General features: G+C 50.8%; 25 protein-coding genes. 12 read left to right on the top strand and 13 right to left on the bottom strand.

Features of this window, described 5'->3' with window-relative positions:
- Positions 1-3 precede the first annotated feature (3 nt).
- From OGY09_RS22015 to pdeD, 3 genes are all read left to right on the top strand, one after another.
- The gene (locus tag OGY09_RS22015; protein ID WP_003020991.1) at positions 4-582 is read left to right on the top strand and encodes a CoA pyrophosphatase; all 579 of its coding nucleotides are present in this window, start codon (positions 4-6) and stop codon (positions 580-582) included.
- A gap of 183 nt (positions 583-765) precedes the next feature.
- Positions 766-2130, top strand: a complete 1365-nt coding sequence (sdaA, locus tag OGY09_RS22020) for an L-serine ammonia-lyase (protein WP_003833765.1) — start codon at positions 766-768, stop codon at positions 2128-2130.
- 130 nt (positions 2131-2260) lie between these two features.
- The gene (pdeD, locus tag OGY09_RS22025) at positions 2261-3862 is read left to right on the top strand and encodes a cyclic di-3',5'-guanosine monophosphate phosphodiesterase PdeD (protein ID WP_032943760.1); all 1602 of its coding nucleotides are present in this window, start codon (positions 2261-2263) and stop codon (positions 3860-3862) included.
- A gap of 6 nt (positions 3863-3868) precedes the next feature.
- On the opposite strand, the gene yoaE is transcribed toward pdeD, so the two are convergent.
- Together yoaE and OGY09_RS25495 are read right to left on the bottom strand one after the other, a co-directional pair.
- A complete protein-coding gene (gene yoaE / locus OGY09_RS22030) occupies positions 3869-5428 on the bottom strand; it encodes a CNNM family cation transport protein YoaE (RefSeq protein WP_008785026.1) in 1560 nt (519 codons plus the stop codon).
- Complete coding sequence (locus tag OGY09_RS25495) at positions 5416-5625, bottom strand: protein YoaL (RefSeq protein WP_008785027.1); 210 nt, start codon at positions 5623-5625, stop codon at positions 5416-5418. Before OGY09_RS25495 ends, yoaE begins: the two co-directional genes overlap by 13 nt.
- Before the next feature lie 262 nt (positions 5626-5887).
- Here OGY09_RS25495 and manX point away from each other — a divergent pair, with 262 nt between their 5' ends.
- From manX to mntP, 5 genes are all read left to right on the top strand, one after another.
- Entirely contained in the window at positions 5888-6850 is a 963-nt protein-coding gene (manX, locus tag OGY09_RS22035) for a PTS mannose transporter subunit IIAB (protein ID WP_003833768.1), read from the top strand.
- Between the two features lie 58 nt (positions 6851-6908).
- Positions 6909-7709, top strand: a complete 801-nt coding sequence (locus OGY09_RS22040) for a PTS mannose/fructose/sorbose transporter subunit IIC (RefSeq protein ID WP_003021004.1) — start codon at positions 6909-6911, stop codon at positions 7707-7709.
- Positions 7710-7721: 12 nt separating this feature from the next.
- Positions 7722-8573: a PTS mannose transporter subunit IID gene (locus OGY09_RS22045; RefSeq protein ID WP_003833769.1), complete on the top strand. Its 852-nt coding sequence runs from the start codon at positions 7722-7724 to the stop codon at positions 8571-8573.
- A 60-nt stretch (positions 8574-8633) separates the two neighbouring features.
- Complete coding sequence (locus OGY09_RS22050; RefSeq protein ID WP_032943762.1) at positions 8634-9092, top strand: DUF986 family protein; 459 nt, start codon at positions 8634-8636, stop codon at positions 9090-9092.
- A 432-nt stretch (positions 9093-9524) separates the two neighbouring features.
- Entirely contained in the window at positions 9525-10091 is a 567-nt protein-coding gene (gene mntP, locus OGY09_RS22055) for a manganese efflux pump MntP (protein ID WP_020996621.1), read from the top strand.
- Here mntP and rlmA read toward each other — a convergent pair.
- The 6 genes from rlmA to mgrB all read right to left on the bottom strand — a co-directional run bounded on the left by rlmA (position 10088) and on the right by mgrB (position 14430).
- A complete protein-coding gene (gene rlmA, locus OGY09_RS22060) occupies positions 10088-10897 on the bottom strand; it encodes a 23S rRNA (guanine(745)-N(1))-methyltransferase (RefSeq protein ID WP_008785031.1) in 810 nt (269 codons plus the stop codon). The genes mntP and rlmA overlap by 4 nt on opposite strands.
- A gap of 63 nt (positions 10898-10960) precedes the next feature.
- Positions 10961-12706 (bottom strand): peptidoglycan DD-transpeptidase FtsI2/PBP3(PARA), encoded by a 1746-nt coding sequence (ftsI2, locus tag OGY09_RS22065; RefSeq protein WP_003833773.1) that lies wholly within the window; start codon positions 12704-12706, stop codon positions 10961-10963.
- A 219-nt stretch (positions 12707-12925) separates the two neighbouring features.
- Positions 12926-13135 carry a transcription antiterminator/RNA stability regulator CspE gene (gene cspE, locus OGY09_RS22070; protein ID WP_001062678.1) on the bottom strand — a complete coding sequence of 70 codons (210 nt, stop codon included), beginning with the start codon at positions 13133-13135 and terminating at the stop codon, positions 12926-12928.
- Between the two features lie 12 nt (positions 13136-13147).
- Positions 13148-13291: a DUF2627 domain-containing protein gene (locus OGY09_RS22075; protein ID WP_003034983.1), complete on the bottom strand. Its 144-nt coding sequence runs from the start codon at positions 13289-13291 to the stop codon at positions 13148-13150.
- A gap of 636 nt (positions 13292-13927) precedes the next feature.
- Positions 13928-14212, bottom strand: coding sequence for a YebO family protein (locus tag OGY09_RS22080; protein ID WP_003833774.1), 285 nt, complete (start codon positions 14210-14212; stop codon positions 13928-13930).
- Positions 14213-14286: 74 nt separating this feature from the next.
- Complete coding sequence (gene mgrB, locus OGY09_RS22085) at positions 14287-14430, bottom strand: PhoP/PhoQ regulatory lipoprotein MgrB (protein WP_003034977.1); 144 nt, start codon at positions 14428-14430, stop codon at positions 14287-14289.
- 164 nt (positions 14431-14594) lie between these two features.
- Between mgrB and OGY09_RS22090 the strand changes: the two genes are divergently transcribed.
- Positions 14595-14834: a YobH family protein gene (locus tag OGY09_RS22090; protein ID WP_003034975.1), complete on the top strand. Its 240-nt coding sequence runs from the start codon at positions 14595-14597 to the stop codon at positions 14832-14834.
- A gap of 114 nt (positions 14835-14948) precedes the next feature.
- Here OGY09_RS22090 and kdgR read toward each other — a convergent pair whose 3' ends face one another.
- Entirely contained in the window at positions 14949-15740 is a 792-nt protein-coding gene (gene kdgR, locus OGY09_RS22095; protein WP_003833778.1) for a DNA-binding transcriptional regulator KdgR, read from the bottom strand.
- A 174-nt stretch (positions 15741-15914) separates the two neighbouring features.
- Here kdgR and OGY09_RS22100 point away from each other — a divergent pair, with 174 nt between their 5' ends.
- Complete coding sequence (locus OGY09_RS22100; protein ID WP_032943763.1) at positions 15915-17288, top strand: MFS transporter; 1374 nt, start codon at positions 15915-15917, stop codon at positions 17286-17288.
- 48 nt (positions 17289-17336) lie between these two features.
- Here OGY09_RS22100 and htpX read toward each other — a convergent pair whose 3' ends face one another.
- The 4 genes from htpX to msrC form a co-directional block, all read right to left on the bottom strand.
- A complete protein-coding gene (gene htpX / locus OGY09_RS22105) occupies positions 17337-18218 on the bottom strand; it encodes a protease HtpX (RefSeq protein ID WP_003034964.1) in 882 nt (293 codons plus the stop codon).
- Between the two features lie 192 nt (positions 18219-18410).
- On the bottom strand, positions 18411-20459 hold the full coding sequence (gene prc / locus OGY09_RS22110; RefSeq protein WP_032943764.1) for a carboxy terminal-processing peptidase: 2049 nt from the start codon (positions 20457-20459) through the stop codon (positions 18411-18413).
- Positions 20460-20478: 19 nt separating this feature from the next.
- Entirely contained in the window at positions 20479-21165 is a 687-nt protein-coding gene (proQ, locus tag OGY09_RS22115; protein WP_003833781.1) for an RNA chaperone ProQ, read from the bottom strand.
- A 96-nt stretch (positions 21166-21261) separates the two neighbouring features.
- Entirely contained in the window at positions 21262-21759 is a 498-nt protein-coding gene (gene msrC / locus OGY09_RS22120) for a free L-methionine (R)-S-oxide reductase MsrC (RefSeq protein ID WP_003833782.1), read from the bottom strand.
- Between the two features lie 128 nt (positions 21760-21887).
- On the opposite strand from msrC, the gene yebS reads away from it, so the two are divergent.
- Both yebS and OGY09_RS22130 read left to right on the top strand, forming a co-directional pair.
- Positions 21888-23171: a membrane integrity lipid transport subunit YebS gene (yebS, locus tag OGY09_RS22125; RefSeq protein ID WP_032943765.1), complete on the top strand. Its 1284-nt coding sequence runs from the start codon at positions 21888-21890 to the stop codon at positions 23169-23171.
- Positions 23140-25773, top strand: coding sequence for a PqiB family protein (locus tag OGY09_RS22130; protein WP_032943766.1), 2634 nt, complete (start codon positions 23140-23142; stop codon positions 25771-25773). Before yebS ends, OGY09_RS22130 begins: the two co-directional genes overlap by 32 nt.
- Positions 25774-25841: the final 68 nt, after the last annotated feature.

A 25841-nucleotide genomic window follows, 5' to 3' on the forward strand; every position in this document is an offset into this window, starting at 1 on the left:
GACGTGGAATACAGCAGCCTGACGCTTGATGATTTTTTATCGCGCTTTCAACTCCTGCGCCCGCAGGTCAATCATGCCGCGTTAAACCAGCGCCAGGCCGCCGTACTGATCCCCGTCGTGCGTCGTCCACAGCCGGGATTGTTGTTAACCCAGCGATCCGTTCATCTGCGCAAGCACGCCGGACAGGTCGCCTTTCCCGGTGGGGCGGTGGATAGCAGTGATGCCTCGTTAATTGCCGCCGCCCTTCGCGAGGCACAGGAGGAGGTGGCGATCCCACCTTCATGCGTAGAAGTGATCGGCGTTCTGCCGCCAGTCGACAGCGTGACCGGTTTCCAGGTCACCCCAGTGGTAGGCATTATCCCGCCTAATCTGCCGTATCGTGCCAGTGAAGATGAAGTTTCAGCCGTGTTCGAAATGCCGCTGGCCCAGGCCCTGCATTTAGGTCGTTACCACCCGTTGGATATTTACCGTCGTGGCGATTCACATCGCGTATGGCTTTCCTGGTATGAGCAATATTTCGTCTGGGGAATGACTGCCGGAATAATTCGTGAGCTGGCGCTGCAAATTGGCGTCAAGCCCTGACTATACTTATCTTTACGCGCGCCATAGACAACTTGAAACTCAGGTCACAACATTAGTAAAACCGCGGTTATCTATTAGTTTAATTCATGTGAATAGTTAAGCCGATCGCCGCGTTCCCTCTTACACTATGCGCAGTTATAACATCGTTACTGGAAAGCCCAGTCGCCCTGTAGGAGTATTATCGTGATTAGTCTATTCGACATGTTTAAGGTGGGGATTGGTCCCTCATCTTCCCATACCGTAGGGCCTATGAAGGCGGGTAAACAGTTCGTCGATGACCTGGTCGAAAAAGGATTACTGGACAGCGTTACTCGTGTCGCCGTCGACGTGTATGGTTCACTGTCGCTCACGGGTAAAGGTCACCACACCGATATCGCCATTATTATGGGTCTGGCGGGCAATGAGCCTGCTACCGTGGATATTGATAGCATCCCCGGATTTATCCGCGACGTAGAAACGCGTGGACGCCTGCTGCTTGCGCAAGGTCAGCACGAAGTGGATTTCCCGCAGAATGACGGGATGCGTTTTCACAACGGCAACCTGCCGCTGCATGAAAACGGAATGCAGATCCATGCGTACAATGGCGAAACCGTCATTTATAGCAAAACCTACTACTCAATCGGCGGTGGATTCATCGTTGATGAAGAACATTTTGGTCAGGATGCCGCGGGCGAGGTCAGCGTGCCTTATCCGTTCAAATCCGCGACTGAAATGCTGGAGTACTGCAACAGCACCGGCCTGTCTCTCTCTGGCATGGCGATGCAGAACGAACTTGCTCTGCACAGCAAAAAAGAGATTGAAGAGTACTTTGGCCACGTCTGGCAAACCATGCAGGCCTGTATCGATCGTGGCATGAACACCGAAGGTGTGTTGCCGGGTCCGCTGCGCGTTCCTCGTCGTGCTTCAGCTCTGCGTCGTATGCTGGTTTCCAGCGATAAGCTGTCCAACGATCCGATGAACGTGATCGACTGGGTGAACATGTTCGCGCTGGCCGTTAACGAAGAAAACGCCGCGGGCGGTCGCGTAGTGACAGCGCCAACCAACGGTGCCTGCGGTATCGTGCCTGCGGTACTGGCCTATTACGATCATTTCATCGAGTCCGTCAGCCCGGATATCTATACCCGCTATTTCCTGGCGGCTGGTGCGATTGGCGCGTTGTACAAAATGAACGCCTCAATCTCTGGTGCAGAAGTAGGTTGTCAGGGTGAAGTGGGCGTAGCCTGCTCCATGGCTGCCGCGGGTCTGGCTGAACTGTTGGGCGCGAGCCCTGAGCAGGTGTGTGTTGCTGCCGAAATCGGCATGGAACATAACCTCGGCTTAACCTGCGATCCGGTTGCCGGTCAGGTACAGGTTCCGTGCATTGAGCGTAACGCCATTGCTTCAGTGAAGGCGATCAACGCTGCGCGTATGGCAATGCGCCGTACCAGCGCGCCGCGCGTCTCGCTGGATAAAGTCATTGAGACCATGTACGAAACAGGTAAAGACATGAACGCCAAATACCGCGAAACGTCACGCGGTGGCCTGGCAATCAAAGTTCAATGTGACTAATACTTAATTTTCGCCCATCTGCGACGGATGGGCGAATTTGCCCCCTCTCCCTCGTCTACTGTAATTTTCCCCACTACACTTGCTCTGTTGCTGTTGGCTTCTGTGACCAACGGCTTATCGGGCGGCCCGCATGCAAACAGCACAACGGATCATTAAAAATTATCGCCGGAATCGCTTAATCGTCTGCACAGTATGTGCACTACTGACGCTCATCCTCACATTAACTGTCCGATTTATTTCGGAGCGTAATTTAAATCACCGAAATATCGTCACCTTTGCCAACCATGCTGTTGAAGAACTGGATGACGTGCTTTTACCCTTGCAGACCGGACGTGATGTATTGCTGCCGTTAATTGGCCTCCCCTGCTCAGTAGCGCGTTTACCCTTAAGCAAACATGCCGCAAGACTGCAAACGGTGCGTTCTATTAATCTGATTCAACGCGGGATCCTCTACTGCTCCAGCATTTTTGGGTATCGCAATGTCCCCATTCGTCAACTACAGTCCGAATTACCCAGCCGGGAACCGCAACTGCTGCTGTCTACTGACCATTCGCTGATAAAAGGCAGCCCGATTCTGACGCAATGGTATCCATCCTCTGCCGATGGTGAAGATGGCGTGCTGGAAATCGTCAATATCGATTTATTGTCGTCTATGTTGCTTGAACCCCAGCCGCCGCAGATCACCGATGCCAGCTTAACCGTTGGTAATCGGCATCTACTGTATGATCAAGGTGTGGTCGATACTCTGCCTAAGCTAAATGATGAAAAACGCTACCAGCTGTCATCTCAACATTTCCCGTTTACCATTAGCGTCACCGGCCCCGGTCCCAGTGAACTGGCGATTAAACATCTGCCAACACAGCTGCCGCTGGCGGTGATCCTAAGTTTATTAGTGGGTTACCTGGCATGGCTGGCGACTGCCAGCAGAATGAGTTTTTCCTGGGAGATTAATCTGGCCCTTGCTGCTCGGGAATTCGAGCTGTTTTGCCAGCCGCTGCTTAATTCGCAAACCCAGCAATGCATGGGCGTGGAGATTCTTCTACGCTGGAATAACCCACGCCAGGGTTGGATCTCTCCGGAAGTGTTTATTCCCATCGCTGAGGAGCACAACCTGATTGTGCCGCTAACCCGTCATGTCATCGCAGAAACCATTCAGCAAAGACACGTTTTCCCGATGAGCAGTCAGTTTCATATTGGGATTAATGTCGCCGCCAGCCATTTTCGTAACGGCACGCTGCTAAAAGATCTTAATCAGTACTGGTTCAGCCAGCACCCAATCCAGCAGTTGGTTATCGAACTGACCGAACGCGATGCGTTACTGGATGTGGATTATCGGGTCGTACGCGAATTAAATCGTCTTGGCGTAAAACTGGCAATTGATGATTTCGGTACCGGTAACAGCTCGCTCTCCTGGCTGGAAAAACTCCGCCCGGATGTGCTGAAGATCGATAAATCATTTACTTCGGCAATAGGAACAGACGCCGTGAACTCAACCGTCACAGACATCATTATCGCTTTGGGGAAAAAATTGAATATAGAACTGGTGGCGGAAGGCGTTGAAACCCAGGCGCAGGCTCAGCATTTGCGCCGACACGGCGTACATTTGTTGCAAGGTTTTTTGTACGCAAAGCCAATGCCGCTGCGTGATTTCCCAAAATGGCTGGCGGGCAGCACACCGCCGCCCACCCGACATAACGGGCGACACAGTATGCCCGTCATGCCGTTTCGCTAAACCCGATTACTCGTCTTCGTCGTGAGCGGGTTGTTCTTTAACAATGCGAACTAAATCCACACGATAGTCATTCGCTTCGACAATCGTAATGCTCAGCGGTGCAACCTCGATAACATCACCTACGCGTGGAATATGGCCGTTAGCCGCAATGACTAAACCTGCCACCGTGGCGATATCTTCGTCTTCATTCACTAACGTATCCACGTCCAGCGCCTGTTGCAACGCATGCAGATCGGTACCGCCTTTGACCAACCAACCACCTGCATCAGCAATAATTTCAGGTGTTTCATCGGCATCCGGGAATTCACCGGCAATGGCTTCTAATACGTCCAGCGGCGTGACCAGACCCTGTACTACGCCAAACTCGTTAGTGACGATAACGAAGCTACCGCGGGCACGACGCAGTACGCCTAACAGATTGATCGGGTCCAGCGTCTCCGGAACAACAATAGCCGGAGAAGCAGAGGCAATCGCCGCCACATCCACACCGTCTTCCAGCGCCACCAGCAGCTCTTTAGCACGCACGATACCGATGATTTCATCCAGTTCCCCACGACACACCGGGAACAGGCTGTGAGGTGATGAGAGCAACTGCTCGCGAATTTCTGCCACGCTCAGGTCGGCATCAACCCAGCTGATTTCACCACGAGGCGTCATAATGCCACGTAACGAACGCGACGCCAGGGAGAGGACGCCGTTGATCATATAGCGTTCTTCTTCCACAAACGCGCCTTCCGGGACAGGAACCGGCACCGGGTTATCGGATTCCATCTGCACGCTGGCCTGACGTTTACCGCCCATCAGACGCAGGATTGCATCGGCAGTACGTGCACGCAGCGGCAGCGTCGACTGGTGACGAATAAAGTTACGACGGGCAATCTGGTTAAACAACTCGATGATGATCGAGAAACCAATCGCCGCATACAGATAACCTTTCGGAATATGGAAGCCAAACCCTTCGGCAACCAGGCTCAGACCAATCATCAACAGGAAGCTCAAACACAGCACCACCACCGTCGGGTGTTGGTTCACAAATCGTGTCAGCGGCTTAGAGGCCAGCAGCATCACGGCCATGGCAATCACTACTGCCGCCATCATCACAGGCAGATGGTTGACCATGCCGACCGCCGTAATCACGGCATCCAGCGAGAACACCGCATCGAGGATGACAATCTGCGTTACGACAACCCAAAAGCTCGCATACCCTTTCGTCTGCCCGGTATCATGTTCACGGTTTTCCAGTCGCTCATGCAGCTCTGTCGTAGCCTTGAACAAGAGGAAGATACCCCCCAGCAGCATAATCAGATCGCGCCCCGAGAACGCATAGTCCATTACCGTGAACAGCGGCTTTGTCAGCGTCACCATCCACGAAATCACGGACAACAAGCCCAGACGCATAATCAGTGCCAGTGACAAACCGATTAAACGCGCTTTATCACGCTGTTTCGGCGGCAGCTTATCAGCCAGGATCGCAATGAAGACCAGGTTATCAATACCCAGAACAATTTCGAGAACGACAAGCGTGAGCAAACCCACCCAAATCTGCGGGTCCATTAATAATTCCATGACAAGCTCCTGCTTAAGGAATGACCAAACTGCGCGCTGAGGATCTCAGGCGTTAAAGCGATATGCAGAGAAAATTTGTGGCAAAAAGTGCCAATCTGACAGGCTTGATACGGCCTGAAGGTGAAATGACGTCGGTGACGATCCATATGGTGGGCTACTGCCCTATACTCCTGAGTAATTAAACAGATGCTAAACATAACAGAGAGAAGCTGTTTTTAGCAAAGATTTACCTTCCTTTGCAATAAGTTGTTTCGGAGATATTTTACCCTTCGAAATTTCTTTTTATCGGAAGTTAAATTACGGATCTTCATCACATAAAATATTTTTTTCGATATCTAAAATAATTCACGAAAATCATAGGTTTTTCTTTGTAACCCTTATCTGAATCGATTCGATTGCGGACGACGATTCAAATACATCTTCACGTTGATGTGTTAACGATAATAAAGGAGGTAGCAAGTGACCATTGCTATTGTAATAGGCACACATGGTTGGGCTGCAGAGCAGTTACTTAAGACGGCAGAGATGCTGTTAGGCGAGCAGGAAAACGTCGGCTGGATCGATTTCGTTCCAGGCGAAAATGCTGAAACGCTGATCGAAAAGTACAACGCTCAGTTGGCAAAACTCGATACCAGTAAAGGCGTGCTGTTTCTCGTTGACACATGGGGAGGCAGCCCGTTTAACGCTGCGAGCCGCATTGTCGTCGATAAAGAGCATTACGAAGTAATCGCCGGTGTGAACATTCCCATGCTGGTTGAGACCTTCATGGCGCGTGATGACAACCCAAGCTTTGATGAGTTAGTGGCACTGGCCGTTGAAACCGGTAGCGAAGGCGTGAAAGCGCTGAAAGCAAAACCGGTGGAAAAAGCCGCTCCTGCCCCCGTCGCGGCACCGAAAGCAGCAACCCCCGCGAAACCGATGGGTCCGAACGATTATATGCAGATCGGCCTGGCGCGTATTGATGACCGCTTAATCCATGGTCAGGTGGCAACTCGCTGGACCAAAGAAACCAACGTAACGCGCATTATCGTCGTCAGTGATGAAGTTGCCGCCGATACCGTGCGTAAAACGCTGCTGACTCAGGTAGCACCTCCGGGTGTGACGGCGCATGTGGTTGATGTCGCGAAAATGATCCGCGTCTACAACAACCCGAAATATGCAGGTGAGCGTGTGATGCTGTTGTTCACCAACCCAACCGACGTAGAACGTATCGTTGAAGGTGGTGTGAAAATTACCTCCGTGAACATTGGCGGTATGGCTTTCCGTCAGGGTAAAACGCAGGTAAACAACGCAATTTCTGTCGATGACAAAGACATCGAAGCCTTCAAGAAACTCAACGAACGCGGTATTGAGCTTGAGGCCCGTAAGGTTTCTACCGATCAGAAACTGAAAATGATGGATTTGATTGCCAAGGTGAAATAATTCCCTGGCATTTACTTAGTTTTCACACTTAAGTCTGTATAGCAATAGGAGAAGTACAATGGAGATTACCACTCTTCAGATTGTGCTGGTGTTCATCGTCGCATGTATCGCGGGTATGGAGTCGGTACTCGATGAATTTCAGTTCCACCGTCCGTTGGTGGCCTGTACGCTGATTGGTGCCGTTCTTGGGGATATGAAAACCGGTATTATCATCGGTGGTACCCTGGAAATGATCGCCCTGGGCTGGATGAACATCGGTGCTGCGGTTGCACCAGATGCCGCACTGGCCTCAATTATCTCTACCGTTCTGGTTATCGCGGGTCATCAAAGCATTGGTGCCGGTATCGCGCTGGCTATCCCACTGGCAGCAGCAGGCCAGGTACTGACCATTATCGTTCGTACAATCACCGTAGCATTCCAGCACGCAGCGGATAAGGCAGCCGAAAACGGTAACCTGACTGCGCTCTCCTGGCTGCACGTATCCTCGCTGTTCCTGCAGGCTATGCGTATCGCTATCCCGGCGGTAATCGTAGCGATTTCTGTTGGTACCAGTGAAGTTCAGAGCATGCTTAACGCCATTCCGGAAGTCGTAACCGGTGGTCTGAACATCGCAGGCGGTATGATCGTAGTGGTTGGTTATGCGATGGTCATCAACATGATGCGCGCAGGCTATCTGATGCCATTCTTCTACCTCGGCTTCGTCACCGCGGCATTTACTAACTTCAACCTGGTTGCTCTGGGTGTGATTGGCGCAGTCATGGCCATCCTCTACATTCAGCTGAGCCCGAAATATAACCGCGTAGCCGGTGCACCTGCTGCGGCGGCTGGCAATAACGATCTCGATAACGAACTGGACTAGCAGGTGAGCGAAATGGTTGATATGACTAAAACTACCACCGAGAAAAAACTCACTCCGAGTGACATTCGTGGCGTGTTCATTCGTTCTAACCTGTTTCAGGGTTCATGGAACTTCGAACGTATGCAGGCGCTGGGTTTCTGTTTCTCCATGGTACCGGCTATCCGCCGCTTGTACCCGGAAAACAACGATGCACGTAAGCAAGCGATTAAGCGTCACCTGGAATTCTTTAACACCCATCCGTACGTAGCGGCTCCAGTACTGGGCGTTACGCTGGCAATGGAAGAACAGCGTGCAAACGGCGCAGAGATTGACGATGGTGCCATCAACGGTATCAAAGTTGGTCTGATGGGTCCGCTGGCAGGCGTCGGTGACCCGATCTTCTGGGGTACCGTACGTCCGGTCTTCGCCGCACTCGGCGCAGGTATCGCGATGAGCGGCAGCCTGCTGGGGCCACTGCTGTTCTTCATCCTGTTTAACCTGGTTCGTCTGGCAACCCGTTATTACGGTGTGGCATATGGCTACCGTAAAGGTGTCGATATCGTTAAAGATATGGGCGGCGGCTTCCTGCAGAAACTGACCGAGGGGGCGTCAATCCTCGGCCTGTTTGTCATGGGGGCATTGGTTAACAAGTGGACGCACGTAAACATCCCGCTGGTGGTTTCCACTATCACCGGTCAGGATGGCCAGACTCGTGTTACCACCGTGCAGACTATCCTTGACCAGCTGATGCCGGGTCTGGTTCCTCTGCTGCTGACATTCGCCTGTATGTGGCTGCTGCGTAAGAAAGTGAACCCGCTGTGGATCATCGTTGGCTTCTTCGTCATCGGTATCGCGGGCTACGCTGTCGGACTGCTCGGCCTGTAAGACTGTTGTACATCACCGGGGGCTTGCCCCCGGTTTTTCTATTTAGAGGGTTGAGGATTCATGACTATCACGGACCTGGTGCTGGTTCTATTTATCTTTTCGCTGCTGGCGTATGCCATTTACGATCAGTTCATCATGCCCCGCCGTAATGGCCCTACTCTGCTTACTGTCTCCCTGCTTCCCCGCAGCAGAGTTGACAGCGTTATCTTCCTTGGCTTGGTAGCTATTCTTATCTACAACAACATCACCAGCCACGGCGCGCAATTTACCACATGGTTATTATGTGCACTGGTATTGATGGGGTTGTATCTGTTCTGGATCCGTACGCCAAAAATCATCTTCAAGCAGAAAGGTTTTTTCTTCGCCAACGTCTGGATTGAATATAACCGCATTAAAGAGATGAATTTATCTGAAGACGGTGTATTAGTGATGCAATTAGAACATCGAAGATTGTTGATCCGCGTACGAAATATAGACGATCTTGAGAAGATATATAAACTTTTAATTTCAAATCAATAGTTTATAAATATAGCCTGAACTATGTTTTTTATATATCAGTATAAAACCAACATAGCCAAGGCTATATTTAACTGTCCACAATGTTATTTATTTTAACGTTTTATTTATAAATAAATCTAAATGAAAATCGTTTTCAATTAGAAGTCAAATATTATTTCTGCGTTTCTTGTTTTATATTCTCAAAATATGTTAAGGTTGCGCCCGTCGTTGGGGAGTAGCCGATTTCCAGACTCCGGAAATGTACGTGTCAACATACTCGTTGAAAAACGTGGCGCGTACGGACTGAATTTACAGGTTCAGTCAGGCGAGACCATAGGCACATCAACTGCAATGCATATCTGAATGGCGCTGTATTTACAGTGATTCCGGCCTGTATGCATGGTTACTGGGGGCAGTGATGTGTTTTATGGATACCCCGGTCAGGACGCTGTTATGAATCTCACCGCTACCGTTCTTCTCGCTTTTGGCATGTCGATGGATGCTTTCGCTGCATCAATTGGCAAAGGTGCCACCCTGCATAAACCCAAATTTTCTGAAGCATTGCGCACAGGTCTGATATTCGGCGCAGTTGAAACGCTTACGCCGCTGATTGGTTGGGGCATGGGTATGTTGGCCAGCAAATTCGTGCTGGAGTGGAACCACTGGATCGCCTTCATTCTGCTGATCTTTTTAGGCGGGCGAATGATAATCGAAGGTTTTCGCGATAACGGTGATGAGGATGAAGAACCGCAGCGCCGTCATGGTTTCTGGCTGCTGGTTACCACCGCCATTGCCACCAGTCTCGACGCAATGGCCGTCGGGGTAGGTCTGGCTTTCCTGCAGGTCAATATTATTGCCACTGCGCTGGCCATCGGCTGCGCCACATTGATTATGTCCACGCTCGGCATGATGATTGGTCGTTTCATTGGCCCGATGCTGGGCAAACGAGCAGAAATTTTGGGTGGAGTGGTGCTGATTGGTATCGGTGCCCAGATCCTCTGGGCACACTTCCACGGTTAATTCAGACGCTGCCAGACATGAATACTAAAGTCGGTCTGGCAGTCAAACGTCTTTTTCTCCGCTAACGTTTCCCACACCTCCGGCTTTGCCCGCCAGGCGAACGGCGTCATTTGCAGTAACGCAACGGCCTCGCTGCCCTGAAGCTGCATCTGATACCCCAGCGCAATACTCTGTTGCAGAACAAAACCGTCCAGTTGCTCTGTGTGCGGCGCATGCAAACGCACCTCATCATAAATAAGCCCTTTCAGTTCCATTAAATGACGCGGTCCCGGCGTGGCGGTGATAACCCATCCCCCCGGTTTAACCACGCGTGCCAGCTCTTGCGCTTTACAGGGCGCGTAGATCCTGATGATGGCATCCATTGACTCATCTGCGAACGGCAGACGATGGCTGGAGGCAACGCAAAAGGTCACCTGCGGATAGCGTCTGGCTGCAGCTTTAATTGCCACTTTGGAGACGTCAAGACCAAAGGTTGTACAACCCGTCAGCGCGTCGGCAAACGCATGGGTGTAATACCCTTCCCCACAGCCAATATCCAGGATCGCTGCATCTTCTGAAGTCGACTTCTCTTTCAGCACATTCACAATCGCATCACGCAACGGTTGATAGTGCCCGGCATCAAGAAATGCCCGTCGCGCCTGCATCATCTCAGCGCTGTCACCCGGATCGCGCGATCGTTTATGCTGAACCGGCAGTAAGTTGACATACCCTTCTTTCGCCACGTCAAACTGGTGCCGCCCGGGGCAGACAAAACTGTTATTCGCTTGAGTAAGAGGCTGGTGGCAAAGAGGACAGGAAAACGACATGACAACTCCGGCAGGTGACTTAAGGGCGCAAGTGTAACGCGAATTGCGCCCTGGGAAAATAACTTACAACGACGGCGAGGATACGTTGCTGCCGTGCATCACCAGCAGATGATCGGAGTCAGCAGGCATACCATCCGGTTTAACGTTCTCCAGACGCAGGACATCACCCATTATCTGGCTGAAGACAGGCGCAGAGACAGCCCCACCATAATAAGCACCGTTTTGCGGATTATTGATGACGACCACCAGTGCAAATTTCGGGTCGCTCGCTGGTGCAACGCCTGCCGTGTAGGCCACGTATTTATCGACATACTTACCGTCATCACCAATTTTCTTTGCCGTTCCTGTTTTAACCGCCACGCGATAATCCCTGACCGCGGCTTTAGTTCCCCCACCACCGGGTAACGCAACGCTTTCCATCATATGTTCAACCTGGTGAACCAGCGCCTCCGGCATCACTCTGGTACCGATTACCGGCGGGTCAATACGGGTAATCGAAAGGGGCCGATAGATACCAAAACTACCAATGGTTGCATATACGTGCGCCAACTGCAGCGGCGTTACCATTAACCCATAACCAAATGCAAAGGTCGCGCGATCCAAATCGCTCCAGTAGCGGCGCTGAGGCATCAAACCGCTGCTTTCACCGGTTAATCCCAGTCCGGTTGGATCGCCAAAACCAAAGCTTTTATAGGTATCCAGCAATTTTTGGACAGGCATAGCCAATGAAAGGTGCGACACGCCGGTATCGCTCGATTTCTGTAAAATCCCGGTCAGCGACAGTTCCGGGTAAAATCCGACGTCGCGAATGCGATGTCCATCAAGGTAAAAAGGATGGGTATCAATCACGCTGTCGGGTTGTACTATCCCCTGCTGGAGTGCAGTCATAATCACCAGCGGTTTAACGGTTGAACCGGGTTCAAACGTATCGCTAATTGCACGGTTACGAAAATCATCCAGTACCGCGCCATCACGATTATTGGGGTTGAAGTCAGGAAAGCTCGCCATGGACAGTATTTCACCGGTAGCAATGTTGACCAGCACTGCGGCTCCTGATTCTGCTTTATTCCACGTAACGGCATTGTCCAACGCATCTTCGGTGACTGTCTGCAGACGCTCGTCGATGCTGAGCTGTAATTCGTGTGCAGGTACAGGCGTAACTTCGGTGATATTTTCGATGACATGGCCAAATTTGTCTTTACGTACCAGACGGGAGCCAGGTTTACCCATCAGTTGGTTATTAAAGCTCTTTTCCAGCCCTTCAATGCCTTGTCCATCAATGTTGGTAAAACCAATGAGATTCGCCGCTACGTGGCCTGCGGGATAGAACCGGCGGGATTCCTCGCGCAGGTTGATGCCCGGGAGATTAAGATCATCGACCCACTCAGCCTGCTGAGGGGAAATTTGTCGTGCCAGATAAATAAAACGTCCGCCAGGATTACTGTTAACGCGTTCCGCCAGCGTACTCAGTGACAAATGCAGAGTCCTTGCCAGAGCCTGCCAGCGTTCGTTGTAACCCACGCCTCCCTTGCTGATGATGGTCTTAGGATCGGCCCATACGGCGTTAACCGGAACACTTACCGCCAGCGGTCGCCCTTCTCTGTCGGTAATCATCCCGCGCGGCGAGGCAATAGTTACCTCACGTAACGAACGCATGTCTTCCTGTTTCACCAGACTCGTCGGCGTGACAATTTGCAGCCACGCAACCCGACCCAGCAGCAATCCCAGACTCAATAATATTGCCACACAAAGCAGGGCAAAACGTACGGGAGTAAAATTGCGCGCGTCGCCGTCGTTTTTCTTTTTCACCTGGTCTCCAGCAAGATAGTTTTTCAGGTGTCTGATTTAACGAGAAATGTCGTAAGAAAGCGGGGAAAACTATGCTACGAACATCACGCCTTTGCAACAAAGCGCTAATGGAAGGGCATTTAGAAATATTTAGACGTATTTTGAATTAAAAAGCCCCGCATAGGCGAGGCTTTATATCTGAGATGGTTGCGCATATGCGCTTCAAATCAGTGGTGTCGATCAGATAGCTGTTACGTTAACAGCAGCCGGACCTTTCTGGCCGTCCTGAATTTCGAACTCAACGTTCTGGCCTTCAGCCAGAGTTTTGAAGCCGTTACCCTGGATAGCGGAGAAGTGTACGAACACGTCTTTGCTGCCATCAGCCGGAGTAATGAAACCAAAACCTTTAGACTCGTTGAACCACTTAACTTGACCTTTAATCTTTGCCATTTGCAAAATTCCTTAGAGTATTTTCTTCGCCCGCAGGCATAACATAGATAAAACTGAGACATTACTGCTTGAGGCACTAATATAAGGTTCGGCAGAGAAGCGGTATTCAACGTCAACGTGTTTACTCAGGACTTCTTTACTGAAAATGCCACACATAAACAGAACTGTACCTCGTTTAACCCAAAACGTGTTATCACATACAACGTTAATAATGGCAAGCCATTTTTAAACGTGTCTCGATCGGTCGCACAAATCCCGTCGTTCATCAAACAGCAACTGCACAGTTATGCGCCACACCGAGTAGTGTTACATTCCCGCCGCTCGCCCCATCCCCCGCCTGGCTTGCACCATAGCCGGGACATTTCTACCATAGCTCAATAGCTTCGGTTGTTCCAGATTAGCTGTTACAGGGTGTGCCGGATATCATTTTTTATGCTTAGTAATGCATAAAATGTCACAAGCGTAAAAATGAGATCCGCCTTCTGCTTTTGCACCAAAATAATGAAAGAATGATGACAATGCACAAAAAAAGTAAGAGAAACGTTTCGCTGTTAATAAAACGATCGCTATCACAAAAATGACATAATCATATTTTTATCGTATGGGAAATTATATTTATATCAGACTGGGGATAAGATATTAATTGGTTGGAGCATCTGAAAATACTGAGTTTACACGCGTATCAGAGTGCTAATTACACGACATATACAGAAGAAAATAATCTGGCACGTTGGTGACAGGATGAAACATCTGAGAACAAAAGCAACAGATCCTCACCCTGTCATACCGTTTTTACCGCTCAGCTACCAGGCGGATGATGTCATCATCTTCATCCTTCGCTGTGACCGCAGCAGGCTCTGCTGCTTTTTCAGGTTCGTTAGCTTCGCAAAGGCGACGGAGCAATGCGTTCTGTCTTTTTTGCTGATCTAACAATGCTTCAAGCAGCTCAATCTGCTCATTAGTACGCGAACTTGCCCGATTGACGAAAAACCACAGTACAAGCCCGACAACCAGAATCACCACCGATACAGCCAAAGACGCCAAACTCAACGCGCCAGAATTCAAAACTTCGTTCATTTCACCACCTCAATGTAGACAGCGTAGTTTACCACTGCCGCACAAGAAGGTAATCAACTGTGGCAAAAATGCGCTTACCAGGGAATAAATTTATTGATGGCACAAATACCGCTGAAAAATTGTACATCCTGATCGCACATGATGTTGAACACTTGCGCCCACATCAGTATGCATACCAGCACGACAACTATCAGCACTACCCAGCGAATTTTTTTCACTCCAGCTCCACTCTTCGAATCTACATCTTATGTCTATAAATTATCATGCGTTACCTAAACCCAGCGTTAACTGTATCGGCATTCAATCTTTTTAGGAATGATTCACTTGTTTCATCCCATGTACAGGCTAATCTAATAATAACGAGAAAAGATAAGAGGTTGTAATGCGTCTGATAATCCGCGCTATTGTGTTGTTAGCTCTGGTTTGGATCGGTTTATTACTGAGCGGCTACGGAATTTTGATTGGAAGTAAGGAGAATGCAGCGGGTCTGGGCTTGCAATGCCAATATCTGACCGCCCGCGGAACCAGCACCGCACAATACGTCCACACAAACAGCGGTATCATTGGCCTGTCGGATTGCCCTTTGTTAAGAAAAAGTACGGTCATTATTGATAACGGTTAATATAGCAACAATACATACGCTACGTTATTTGCACCAACTAACGTTATGACTGTTCATAAAAAACCCCAGATACAAAAATATCTGGGGTTTTTAAGTTGACGCTATTACGCCAGATTAGAACGGATAATCGTTATAACCCATTTGTTCTGATATTTTACGCGCAGCCGTATGCAGCATCGCCACATACTCGTGCAAACGTTCCTCTGAGAAACGCAGCGTCGGGAATGAAATACTCAAGCCTGCAATCACCACACCGAAACGGTCAAACACCGGCACACCGATGCAGCGCAGACCTTCTTCCTGTTCTTCGTTGTCTTCACCGTAGCCCTGCTCACGGACTTTATCCAGCAGTACCAGCAATTCATCAGTATTGGTAATAGTACGGTCGGTACTGCGTTTGTACTCAATACCATCCAGAATTTGCTTCACTTCATCGCGGTCACGCCATGCCAGCAGAACTTTACCGATAGCCGTGCTGTACAGTGGATTACGGCGACCTACGCGAGAATACATGCGCAGATTGTACATGGAGTCGATTTTATGAATGTAGACGATGCTGTCTTCATCCAATGCGCCAAGGTGTACTGTCTCTTTGGTCAGGCGCGAAAGTTCGCGCATCTGAATATCAGCGCTACGGATAAGATCGACGTTTTGTAACGCGCGAGCACCCAGCTCGAATAGTTTCAGGGTCAGTGAGTATTTCTCAGACTCCCCTTCTTGTGCCACATAGCCCAGCGTTTTCATGGTCTGCAAAAAGCGATAAACGGTGCTTTTCGACATCATGACGCGTTGCGACAACTCGGTAATACCAATTTCGCGCTCTTCACCCAGCGCCTGCAGGATGCCAAAAACCTTCAGCACGGAAGATACAGAATCGGGTTGTTTATCCAGATCTGCGATTGCCATTTATCACCCCTTTCGAGTGTTTTATAAAAATCAGAACCGGTTTTTATTATAATTTCACGTATCAGCCCTCGCAATCGCTCTTTGCTTACTTAGTTACAAATCTGCGACCTAACGCCTGAATATCAATGCTAAAATTATTATTCTCATCATAAATTCCGACAATATTGACTTCCTATGGAAAAAACTCAGACCGATGGTCTGCCATTGCCCCAGCGATATGGCGCAATTTTAACCATTGTTATTGGCATCTCTATGGCAGTACTCGACGGCGCAATAGCGAACGTTGCCCTCCCGACTATCGCCACCGATCTTCAGGCCTCACCCGCCAGCTCAATCTGGATTGTGAACGCCTACCAAATTGCGATCGTTGTTTCGCTGTTATCGCTCTCTTTTTTAGGTGATATGTTTGGCTACCGACGCATTTATAAGTGTGGTCTGGTCGTGTTTCTGTTGGCGTCGCTATTATGTGCCTTGTCAGACTCGCTGCATATGCTGACGTTAGCGCGCGTGGCTCAGGGGTTTGGCGGCGCGGCGCTGATGAGCGTTAATACGGCATTGATCCGACTCATTTATCCTCAGCGCCAGCTTGGCCGCGGAATGGGTATTAACTCCTTTATCGTGGCTGTATCCTCGGCAGCGGGTCCGACTATTGCGGCGGCTATTCTTTCTATTGCCTCGTGGAAATGGCTATTCCTGATTAACGTTCCACTGGGGATCATCGCCCTGCTACTGGCTATGCGTTTTTTGCCACCCAATTCATCACGTGGCAATAAACCGCGCTTCGATCTGCCCAGCGCAGTGATGAACGCCTTAACATTCGGTTTGTTAATCACGGCACTCAGCGGATTTGCACAGGGACAGTCGCTAAAACTGATTGGTGCTGAACTTGTGGGTCTTCTTGTGGTAGGGTTTTTCTTTATCCGCCGCCAACTCGCATTGCCAGTGCCGTTATTACCGGTTGATCTGCTACGCATTCCGCTGTTTTCACTCTCTATTTGTACCTCAATCTGTTCATTCAGCGCGCAAATGCTGGCAATGGTTTCCCTGCCCTTTTTCATGCAAACGGTTCTCGGGCGCAGCGAGGTTGAAACGGGCCTGCTGCTGACGCCGTGGCCGCTGGCAACCATGGTGATGGCCCCACTGGCGGGATATTTGATTGAACGTGTTCATGCGGGTCTGCTGGGCGCGCTGGGCATGGCAGTAATGGCGTGTGGGCTGTTTTCTCTGGTGTTGCTGCCCGCATCACCTTCTGATTTTAATATCATCTGGCCAATGATTTTGTGCGGTGCGGGTTTTGGCTTGTTCCAGTCACCGAATAATCACACCATCATCACCTCCGCACCGCGTGATCGTAGCGGAGGCGCGAGCGGTATGCTTGGAACGGCGCGTTTACTGGGCCAGAGTACCGGGGCCGCACTGGTTGCGCTGATGCTAAATCAGTTTGGCGACAGCGGAACACACGTTTCGCTGATAACAGCGGGTATTCTGGCTTCGCTAGCCGCAATCGTGAGTGGCTTACGTATCACACAACCGCGAGTTCAGGCATAAAAAAAAGCGTGTCTGTCGACGCGCTTTTTATTTTAAGTCTGCTGCCAATTATTTCAGGTATTCACCGCTGCGCAGCGCTTCAATACGTTTGTCCAACGGCGGGTGAGTCATAAACAGCTCACTCAACGATTTGGATTTACCGTTGATGCAGAACGCCATCATGCTGGTCGCTTCCTGCGGCTCATAGCTGGTTTTCAGGCGCTGTAGCGCGGCGATCATTTTTTCACGACCCACCAGTTTCGCTGAGCCTGCATCCGCATGGAATTCACGATGACGTGAGAACCACATCGTAATAATGCTCGCCAGAATACCAAATACCAGCTCCAGTACCGTCGCTACCGCAAAGTAGATTAATGGGTTACCGTTGCTACCCTCTCCCTCATCGCGGTTGCCGCCCATAAACCCAGCGGCAATCTGCGCCAGAATACGTGAGATAAAGATAACGAAAGTGTTCACCACACCCTGAATTAACGTCATGGTAACCATATCGCCATTAGCAATGTGGCTGATCTCATGCGCGATAACCGCTTCGGCTTCATCCGGACTCATGTTTTGCAACAGGCCAGTACTTACAGCCACCAGCGAAGCATCCCGGCGTGCACCGGTAGCAAACGCGTTAATATCTGGCGCATGGTAGATTGCAACCTGCGGCATAGCGATCCCGGCCTGGCGGGCCTGGTTCGCGACTGTATTCATCAGCCAGCGTTCTCTTTCATTGCGAGGCTGTTCGATCACTTCCCCGCCAACGGACTTTAACGCCATCCATTTGGACATCAGCAGCGAAATGAAGGAACCACCAAAACCAAACAGCAGTGCCATGATCAACAAGCCTTGAACGCTGCTTGACTGAATCCCTGTCAGGCTCAATACCAGCCCGAAAACGACCATCACAGCCAGGTTCGTCAGCAGGAAGAGCGCGATTCGCATCATAATTTTCTTTTAACCTCAATTTAACAAAACGCACTATGCGATTACCCATATCGTATGGGTCTTATGGCTATTTTCAAGCATCCATGGGTGCTAAGTCACCAGAAAGACACAACTTTACATTTTATCGTATCAGACTGACGTCTTCATGCGCTTGTTAAAAAAACAGGCACAATTTCTTGTGCCTGTTTGAGGTTATTGACTGTTCGCGGGCTGTTCCGCTGGCTTTTCTTTTTCAAGATGCGCCAGGTCGAGCGCGATTTTTACCGTTTCATCCAGATACGGATCCGGCTCCTGGTAATCCTTCGGCAGATCGTCCAGTTTCTTCAGCAACGGTTTGCCTTCTCGCTTGAACCGATCGTTAATACGCGCCAGACGCATTGCGTCATCTTCGTTATTCTCTTTTTCACGCTGAGCGTAATTCAGAGAAGCGATGTTGCGCTTATCCTTCATCGCATTGAAACGCGCAATGTCCTTCATGATGTACTGGAACTCAGGATCGTTCGCAATACGTGCATTGTGCTCTTTCAGCAATTCAGGTCCGAACGGCGTCAGATTATCTGACTTGGTGTAGGTCGCCGCATCAATGCTGTCCCACGGCAGCGCGTTATCTTCAAACTTCTCGCCGGTTTCAGTTTCTTCATTACCTGTCGGCATGATGATATCTGGCGTAACACCCTTACGCTGCGTGCTGCCACCGTTTACGCGGTAGAATTTCTGGATCGTGTACTGAACAGAACCCAGCGCTGGCCATTCCGGACGCAGCATTTGATCGTAAATACGGTTCAGGGAGCGATACTGCTGAACGGTGCCTTTACCGAAGGTTGGTTCACCAACGATCAGCGCTCGGCCATAATCCTGCATTGCCGCAGCGAAAATCTCTGATGCTGAGGCGCTGAAGCGATCGACCAATACCACCAGCGGGCCTTTGTAGTACACAACGCCGTCGGTATCGCTGTCTTCACGCACTTTACCGTTATTGTCACGAACCTGAACCACCGGGCCGGATGGAATGAACAGACCGGAAAGCGAAACCGCTTCAGTCAGTGCTCCACCGCCGTTGGTACGCAGATCGATGATGATGCTGCTGACGTTCTGTTTTTCCAGTTTCTGCAACTGGACTTTGACATCATCAGTCAGGCCAACATAGAAACCAGGAATATCCAGTACGCCGACTTTTTCTTTGCCAACGGTTTTCACGGACATTTTAACGGCTCGGTCTTCGAGACGGATACGTTCACGCGTTAGCGTCACGGTGCGCGTCTTGGTACCTTTACCGGCAGGCAGAATTTCAAGGCGCACCTTGCTGCCTTTAGGTCCTTTGATCAGTGCTACGACATCATCCAGACGCCAGCCAATCACATCGACCATGCCCTTGCCCGTCTGCCCGACGCCGACAATACGATCGCCAACGCTGATCGCTTTGCTCTTGGCTGCCGGACCACCTGCCACCATGGAGTTAATGACGGTGTAGTCATCATCCATCTGCAGAACCGCGCCAATACCTTCCAAAGACAAGCTCATTTCAGTATTGAACTGCTCGGTATTGCGCGGAGAGAGATAGTTAGTATGCGGGTCGATTTCACGGGCGAACGCTGTCATCGCCAGTGAGAACACATCTTCGCTGTTGGTCTGCGCCAGACGGCGAATCGCAAATTTGTAGCGGCGCGTCAGCGTTTCGCGGATTTCCGCATCGGTTTTACCGGTCAGCTTCAGGCTGAGTTCGTCAAATTTAACCTTGCCGTCCCACAGCGCATTAAGCTCTGCTTCGCTCTTCGGCCACGGCGCTTTGCTTCGGTCGAGGTTAAAGGTATCGTTACCGGTGAAATCCATTGGACGTGCCAGTACGCTTAATGCGTACTGATAACGTTCAAATCGGCGTTTTTGCGCCAGATTATAGAGATCGTAAAAGACATCCAGCTTGCCGGTGCGCAGTTCATCGCCGAGGACCGTTTTCTTTTTTGCATACTGTTCGATATCGCTCGCCAGCAGCACGTTGTGGCTGTAGTCGAGCAAATTCAAATAGCGGTCAAAAATTTTTGCCGAAAACGCCTGATCCAGATCGAACTGGCGATAGTGTGATCGCGTAAAACGCGACGTCACACGTTCGCTTACCGTCGCATGCTGGGTTTCTTCCTTTAAAACGGGGATTTGATCGGCACGCGTGATGTCTTCCACAGCAAGTGCCTGGCCTGCTAATGCAAGCAGACCAGCTAACGCAGTAAGCCTAAAAAAAGTGTTCATGCCAGGCCTGGCCTCCGTTTCAGAACACCAGGTGTTCTGCGCGTACAATCAAAGACATACCCGAATTCAGCTGTACACGGACGCCATCTTTGGTGATTTCTAATACGGTGGCATCCATCGCATTATTTCCTGCTTTCACCTTCAGAGACTGCCCTACCGTCAGTACTGAAATATCAGATACCGGGGTATGCTGTTCTTCGCGAGGAGCACGCGGTGCTTTTGCTGCTGGTTTTTCAGCGCGAGGTTTACGCTCAGCACCTTCTTTACGACGCGGTGCAGGACGCGGCTTACGCTCGCGACGCGGGGCGTCTTCTTTTTCACCGGCGGCAGCGGCCGCTTCGCGTTTTTTCGCCTGTTGCTCTGCGCGTTGCGCCTGAACACGGGCTTTAGCTTCTTCCAGCTGTTTGCGAGCATGTTCAACATGTTGTTCATCCAGCTCACCACAAGGGTTGCCGTCGAGATCAACACGCGTTGCGCCCAATTTAACGCCATACAGATAGCGCCAGCTTGAAGTATAGAGACGTAAGGCAGAACGGAGCTGCGTCTTGCTGAGGTTCATTTCACCCTCAACACGCTCTACCAGATCCTGAAAAATGCCAATTTTCAGTGGGCGCGCTTCGCCTTCCGCACTAAAACACTGCGGGAAGCGTTCGGCCAGAAACGCGATGACTTCTTTACTGCTATTCAACTTAGGTTGATTTTCCATGAAATTTCCTGATTACAACGGACGTAGCCAACAAGCGCAGGCATGAACAGGCGACATTATAATGACGTCATCAGTAATTGCTACGTTATCCGTTGATTATCCTGCGACGCGCGCAAAGAATTTTTTGTAATCCGTCGTTGCAAGCACGGTTTCAAGCTGTGCCACAAGCGTACGCAGACCTTGTTCATCTTCTTCAGTAAAGCGGCCAAATGCCGTGCTATCAATATCCAGCACGCCGATTATCTGATTGTCGACCGCGATCGGCAGGACGATTTCAGCGTTGCTGGCGGCATCACAGGCGATGTGCCCATCAAAAGCATGTACGTCCTCAATACGCTGAACCTGGTTCTGCGCCACTGCGGTACCGCACACACCGCGCCCTACCGGGATCCGCACGCAGGCAATTTTGCCCTGGAAGGGACCAAGCACCAGCGTATCGTCCTCAAGCAGGTAAAAACCGGCCCAATTCACTTCTGCAAGACGCTCGTACAACAATGCGCTGGTATTCGCCAGCGTTGCCAGAAAACTGGTTTCACCTGCCATCAATGCCTGAAAATCACGGTTCAGATCCGTGTATAGCTCTATTTTGTTCATTATATAATCACTTAGTTGTCTTACTTAAAACTGCAGCCTACTAAAATAAACATTAAATGCGTTAATGCTCAAGATCATTCCCGTCATGAGTTAAGATAACATTACTTCAACAATTTGATTCGCGATACATGGCCTTAACGACACCACGCATCACGCCAACTAAAAAAATAGCCATCAGGTCCATCGGTGAGGCACTACCTCGTGCACATTATCATCGCTGCCCTGAATGTGACCTGATATTTAGCTTGCCTAAAATGCGTTCGCACCAAAGTGCCTTTTGCCCACGCTGCCAGGCAAAAATTCGTGACGGACGCGACTGGTCGTTAACGCGACTGGCGGCAATGGCTTTCACCATGTTGCTGCTGATGCCCTTTGCCTGGGGAGAGCCACTCCTGCACATCTATTTATTAGGTGTGCGCATTGATGCCAATGTGATGCAAGGCATCTGGCAAATGACCCGACAAGGTGATCCCCTCACCGCCTCCTTCGTGCTTTTTTGCGTCGCTGGTGCGCCACTAATTCTCGTGACCTCAATCGCTTATCTGTGGTTTGGTAATATTCTCGGGATGAACCTGCGCCCGGTGCTGCTGATGCTGGAAAGGCTCAAAGAGTGGGTGATGCTCGATATTTACCTGGTGGGTATCGGCGTCGCATCAATCAAGGTTCAGGACTATGCTTTTTTGCAGCCTGGCGTGGGGCTGTTTGCTTTTATTGCGCTGGTGATCCTCAGTATTTTGACGCTGTCACATCTTAACGTTGAGCAGCTTTGGGACCGTTTCTACCCGCAAAGACCGGCTCGTCGGCCCGATGAAAAGCTCCGCGTCTGCCTCGGCTGCCATTTTACAGGTTATCCGGATGCCCGCGGTCGCTGCCCTCGCTGCCATATCCCGTTGCGCTGGCGCAGAAATCAAAGTATCCAAAAGTGTTGGGCGGCACTGCTGGCCTCGATTGTCCTGCTTTTGCCCGCTAACCTGCTGCCCATCTCGATAATTTATGTCAACGGCGGCCGACAGGAAGACACAATTCTGTCAGGCATAATCTCTTTGGCAAACAGTAATGTCGGCGTAGCGGCGATCGTGTTTATCGCCAGTATATTAGTGCCATTCACCAAAGTGATTGTGATGTTTACGTTGCTATTCAGCATCCACTTTAATTGTGAACAAGGGTTGCGCACCCGTATAAAACTACTGCGTATGGTGACCTGGATTGGCCGCTGGTCAATGCTCGATCTCTTTGTTATCGCGTTAACCATGTCGCTGATAAATCGCGATCAGATACTTGCTTTTACTATGGGACCGGCTGCGTTTTATTTCGGCGCAGCGGTAATATTGACTATTCTTGCTGTGGAATGGCTGGACAGCCGCTTACTTTGGGATGCACATGAGTCAGGAAACGCCCGCTTCGCAGACTGAAGCGCAGATTAAAACAAAACGCCGTATCTCCCCGTTCTGGCTGCTGCCGTTCATCGCGCTGATGATCGCAGGATGGCTTATCTGGGGAAGCTATGAAGATCGCGGCAATACCGTGACCATTGACTTTATGTCTGCGGACGGCATTGTGCCAGGCCGTACTCCCGTTCGCTATCAGGGCGTTGAAGTGGGCACGGTACAGGATATCAACCTCAGCGAAGATCTACGCAAAATTGAAGTCCGCGTCAGCATCAAATCGAGCATGAAAGATGCTCTGCGCAAAGATACCCAGTTCTGGCTGGTCACGCCGAAGGCGTCGCTGGCTGGGGTTTCTGGTCTGGATGCGTTGGTTGGCGGCAACTATATCGGCATGATGCCCGGTACTGGCGAGGCCGAGGATCATTTCGTCGCCCTCGACACCCAGCCCAAGTATCGTCTGGATAATGGCGATTTAATGTTGCATCTGCGCGCCCCTGATCTCGGATCGCTTAATAGCGGTTCACTGGTTTATTTCCGTAAGATTCCGGTGGGCAGGGTCTATGACTACACCATCAACCCGAACCATCAGGGCGTAACCATCGATGTATTGATTGAACGTCGCTTCACCAATCTGGTGAAAAAAGGCAGCCGCTTCTGGAACGTCTCCGGTGTAAATGCGGATGTCAGCCTTAGCGGTGCGAAGGTAAAACTGGAGAGTCTGGCGGCGCTGGTCAACGGTGCCATTGCTTTTGATTCACCCGAAGACTCAAAACCTGCTGCGGCAGACGACACGTTTGGTCTATATCAGGATCTCGCGCACAGCCAGCGTGGAGTAATCGTCAAGCTTGATTTACCCAGCGGAGATGGACTCAAAGCAGGCTCAACATCGCTGATGTATCAAGGATTAGAAGTCGGTCAGCTCACAAAACTGGATTTAAACCCAGGCGGTAAAGTCACCGGCGAAATGACGGTCGATCCCAGCGTCGTAACGCTGCTGCGTGACAACACACGCATTGAGTTACACAGCCCTAAATTATCGTTAAGCGATGTGAATCTCAGTTCGCTGCTGACAGGTAAAACTTTCGAGCTGGTACCTGGCGAAGGCGAGCCGCGTAACCAGTTTGTCGTTATCCCCGCTGAGAAGTCGTTGTTACACGACCCAGGCGTCATGACGTTTACGCTGACCGCGCCGGAGAGTTACGGTATTGATGCTGGCCAGCCGCTAATTCTTCACGGCGTACAGGTCGGTCAGGTGATTGAGCGTACGCTTTCCAGCAAAGGCGTCTCATTTACCGTTGCTGTTGAACCACAGCATCGTGACCTGGTGCAGGGTGACAGTAAGTTCGTGGTGAACAGCCGCGTGGATGTCAAAGTCGGACTTGATGGCGTGGAGTTCCTTGGCGCAAGCGCCAGTGAGTGGCTCAGCGGCGGCATTCGTATTTTGCCCGGTACTAAGGGTGAAATGAAAAAAAGCTACCCGCTTTACGCTAACCTGGAGAAAGCGATTGAAAACAGTCTGAGCGATCTGCCAACCACCACGGTCAGCCTGAGCGCCGAAACGCTGCCTGATGTGCAGGCCGGCTCGGTGGTGCTTTACCGCAAATTCGAGGTCGGTGAAGTGATTAGCGTTCGTCCTCGCGCCGATGCATTTGATATCGATCTGCATATCAAACCGGAATATCGCAACCTGTTGACCAGCAACAGCGTGTTCTGGGCCGAAGGCGGAGCAAAAGTTCAGCTTAACGGCAGCGGATTAACCGTACAGGCATCTCCCCTTTCACGCGCGCTTAAAGGGGCGATTAGCTTCGATAATTTAAGCGGTGCCAGCGCCAGTCAACGTAAAGGCGACAAGCGTATTCTGTATGCTTCGGAAACCGCCGCGCGTGCGGTCGGCGGCCAGATAACGCTGCATGCGTTCGATGCCGGTAAACTCGCTGCTGGCATGCCAATTCGCTACCTGGGAATCGATATCGGACAGATCCAGACGCTTGAGCTGATCACCGCCCGTAACGAAGTTCAGGCAAAAGCGGTTCTGTACCCGGAATACGTACAAACCTTTGCGCGAAGCGGTACCCGTTTCTCCGTAATCACCCCGCAAATTTCGGCGGCGGGCGTGGAGCATCTGGATACAATCCTGCAGCCGTATATCAACGTTGAACCAGGACGCGGTAATCCGCGCCGTGATTTTGAGCTGCAGGAAGCCACCATTACCGACTCTCGTTACCTCGATGGTCTGAGTATTGTGGTTGAAGCACCAGAAGCAGGTTCGCTGAATATCGGAACCCCGGTGTTGTTCAGAGGTATTGAAGTGGGGACCGTCACCGGGCTGACGCTGGGCTCGCTTTCCGATCGTGTGATGGTTGCCATGCGCATTAGCCAACGCTATCAGCATCTGGTACGCAACAACTCCGTGTTCTGGCTGGCATCCGGCTACAATCTCGACTTCGGCCTGACCGGCGGTGTCGTGAAGACCGGTACCTTCAATCAGTTCATCCGCGGCGGCATCGCCTTCGCGACTCCACCAGGTACACCGCTGGCTCCGAAAGCACAGGCCGGTAAACACTTCCTGTTGCTGGAAAGCGAACCAAAAGAGTGGCGTGAATGGGGAACCGCCCTGCCACGTTAATGTATCCACTGCTCCGGCGCGAGTACGTACGCCGGAGCAGTTATGCTACACTGCGCACCTGTTTTTTT

The organism is Citrobacter sp. Cpo071 (assembly GCF_030332765.1).
In the GTDB taxonomy this organism is placed as follows: domain Bacteria; phylum Pseudomonadota; class Gammaproteobacteria; order Enterobacterales; family Enterobacteriaceae; genus Citrobacter; species Citrobacter portucalensis.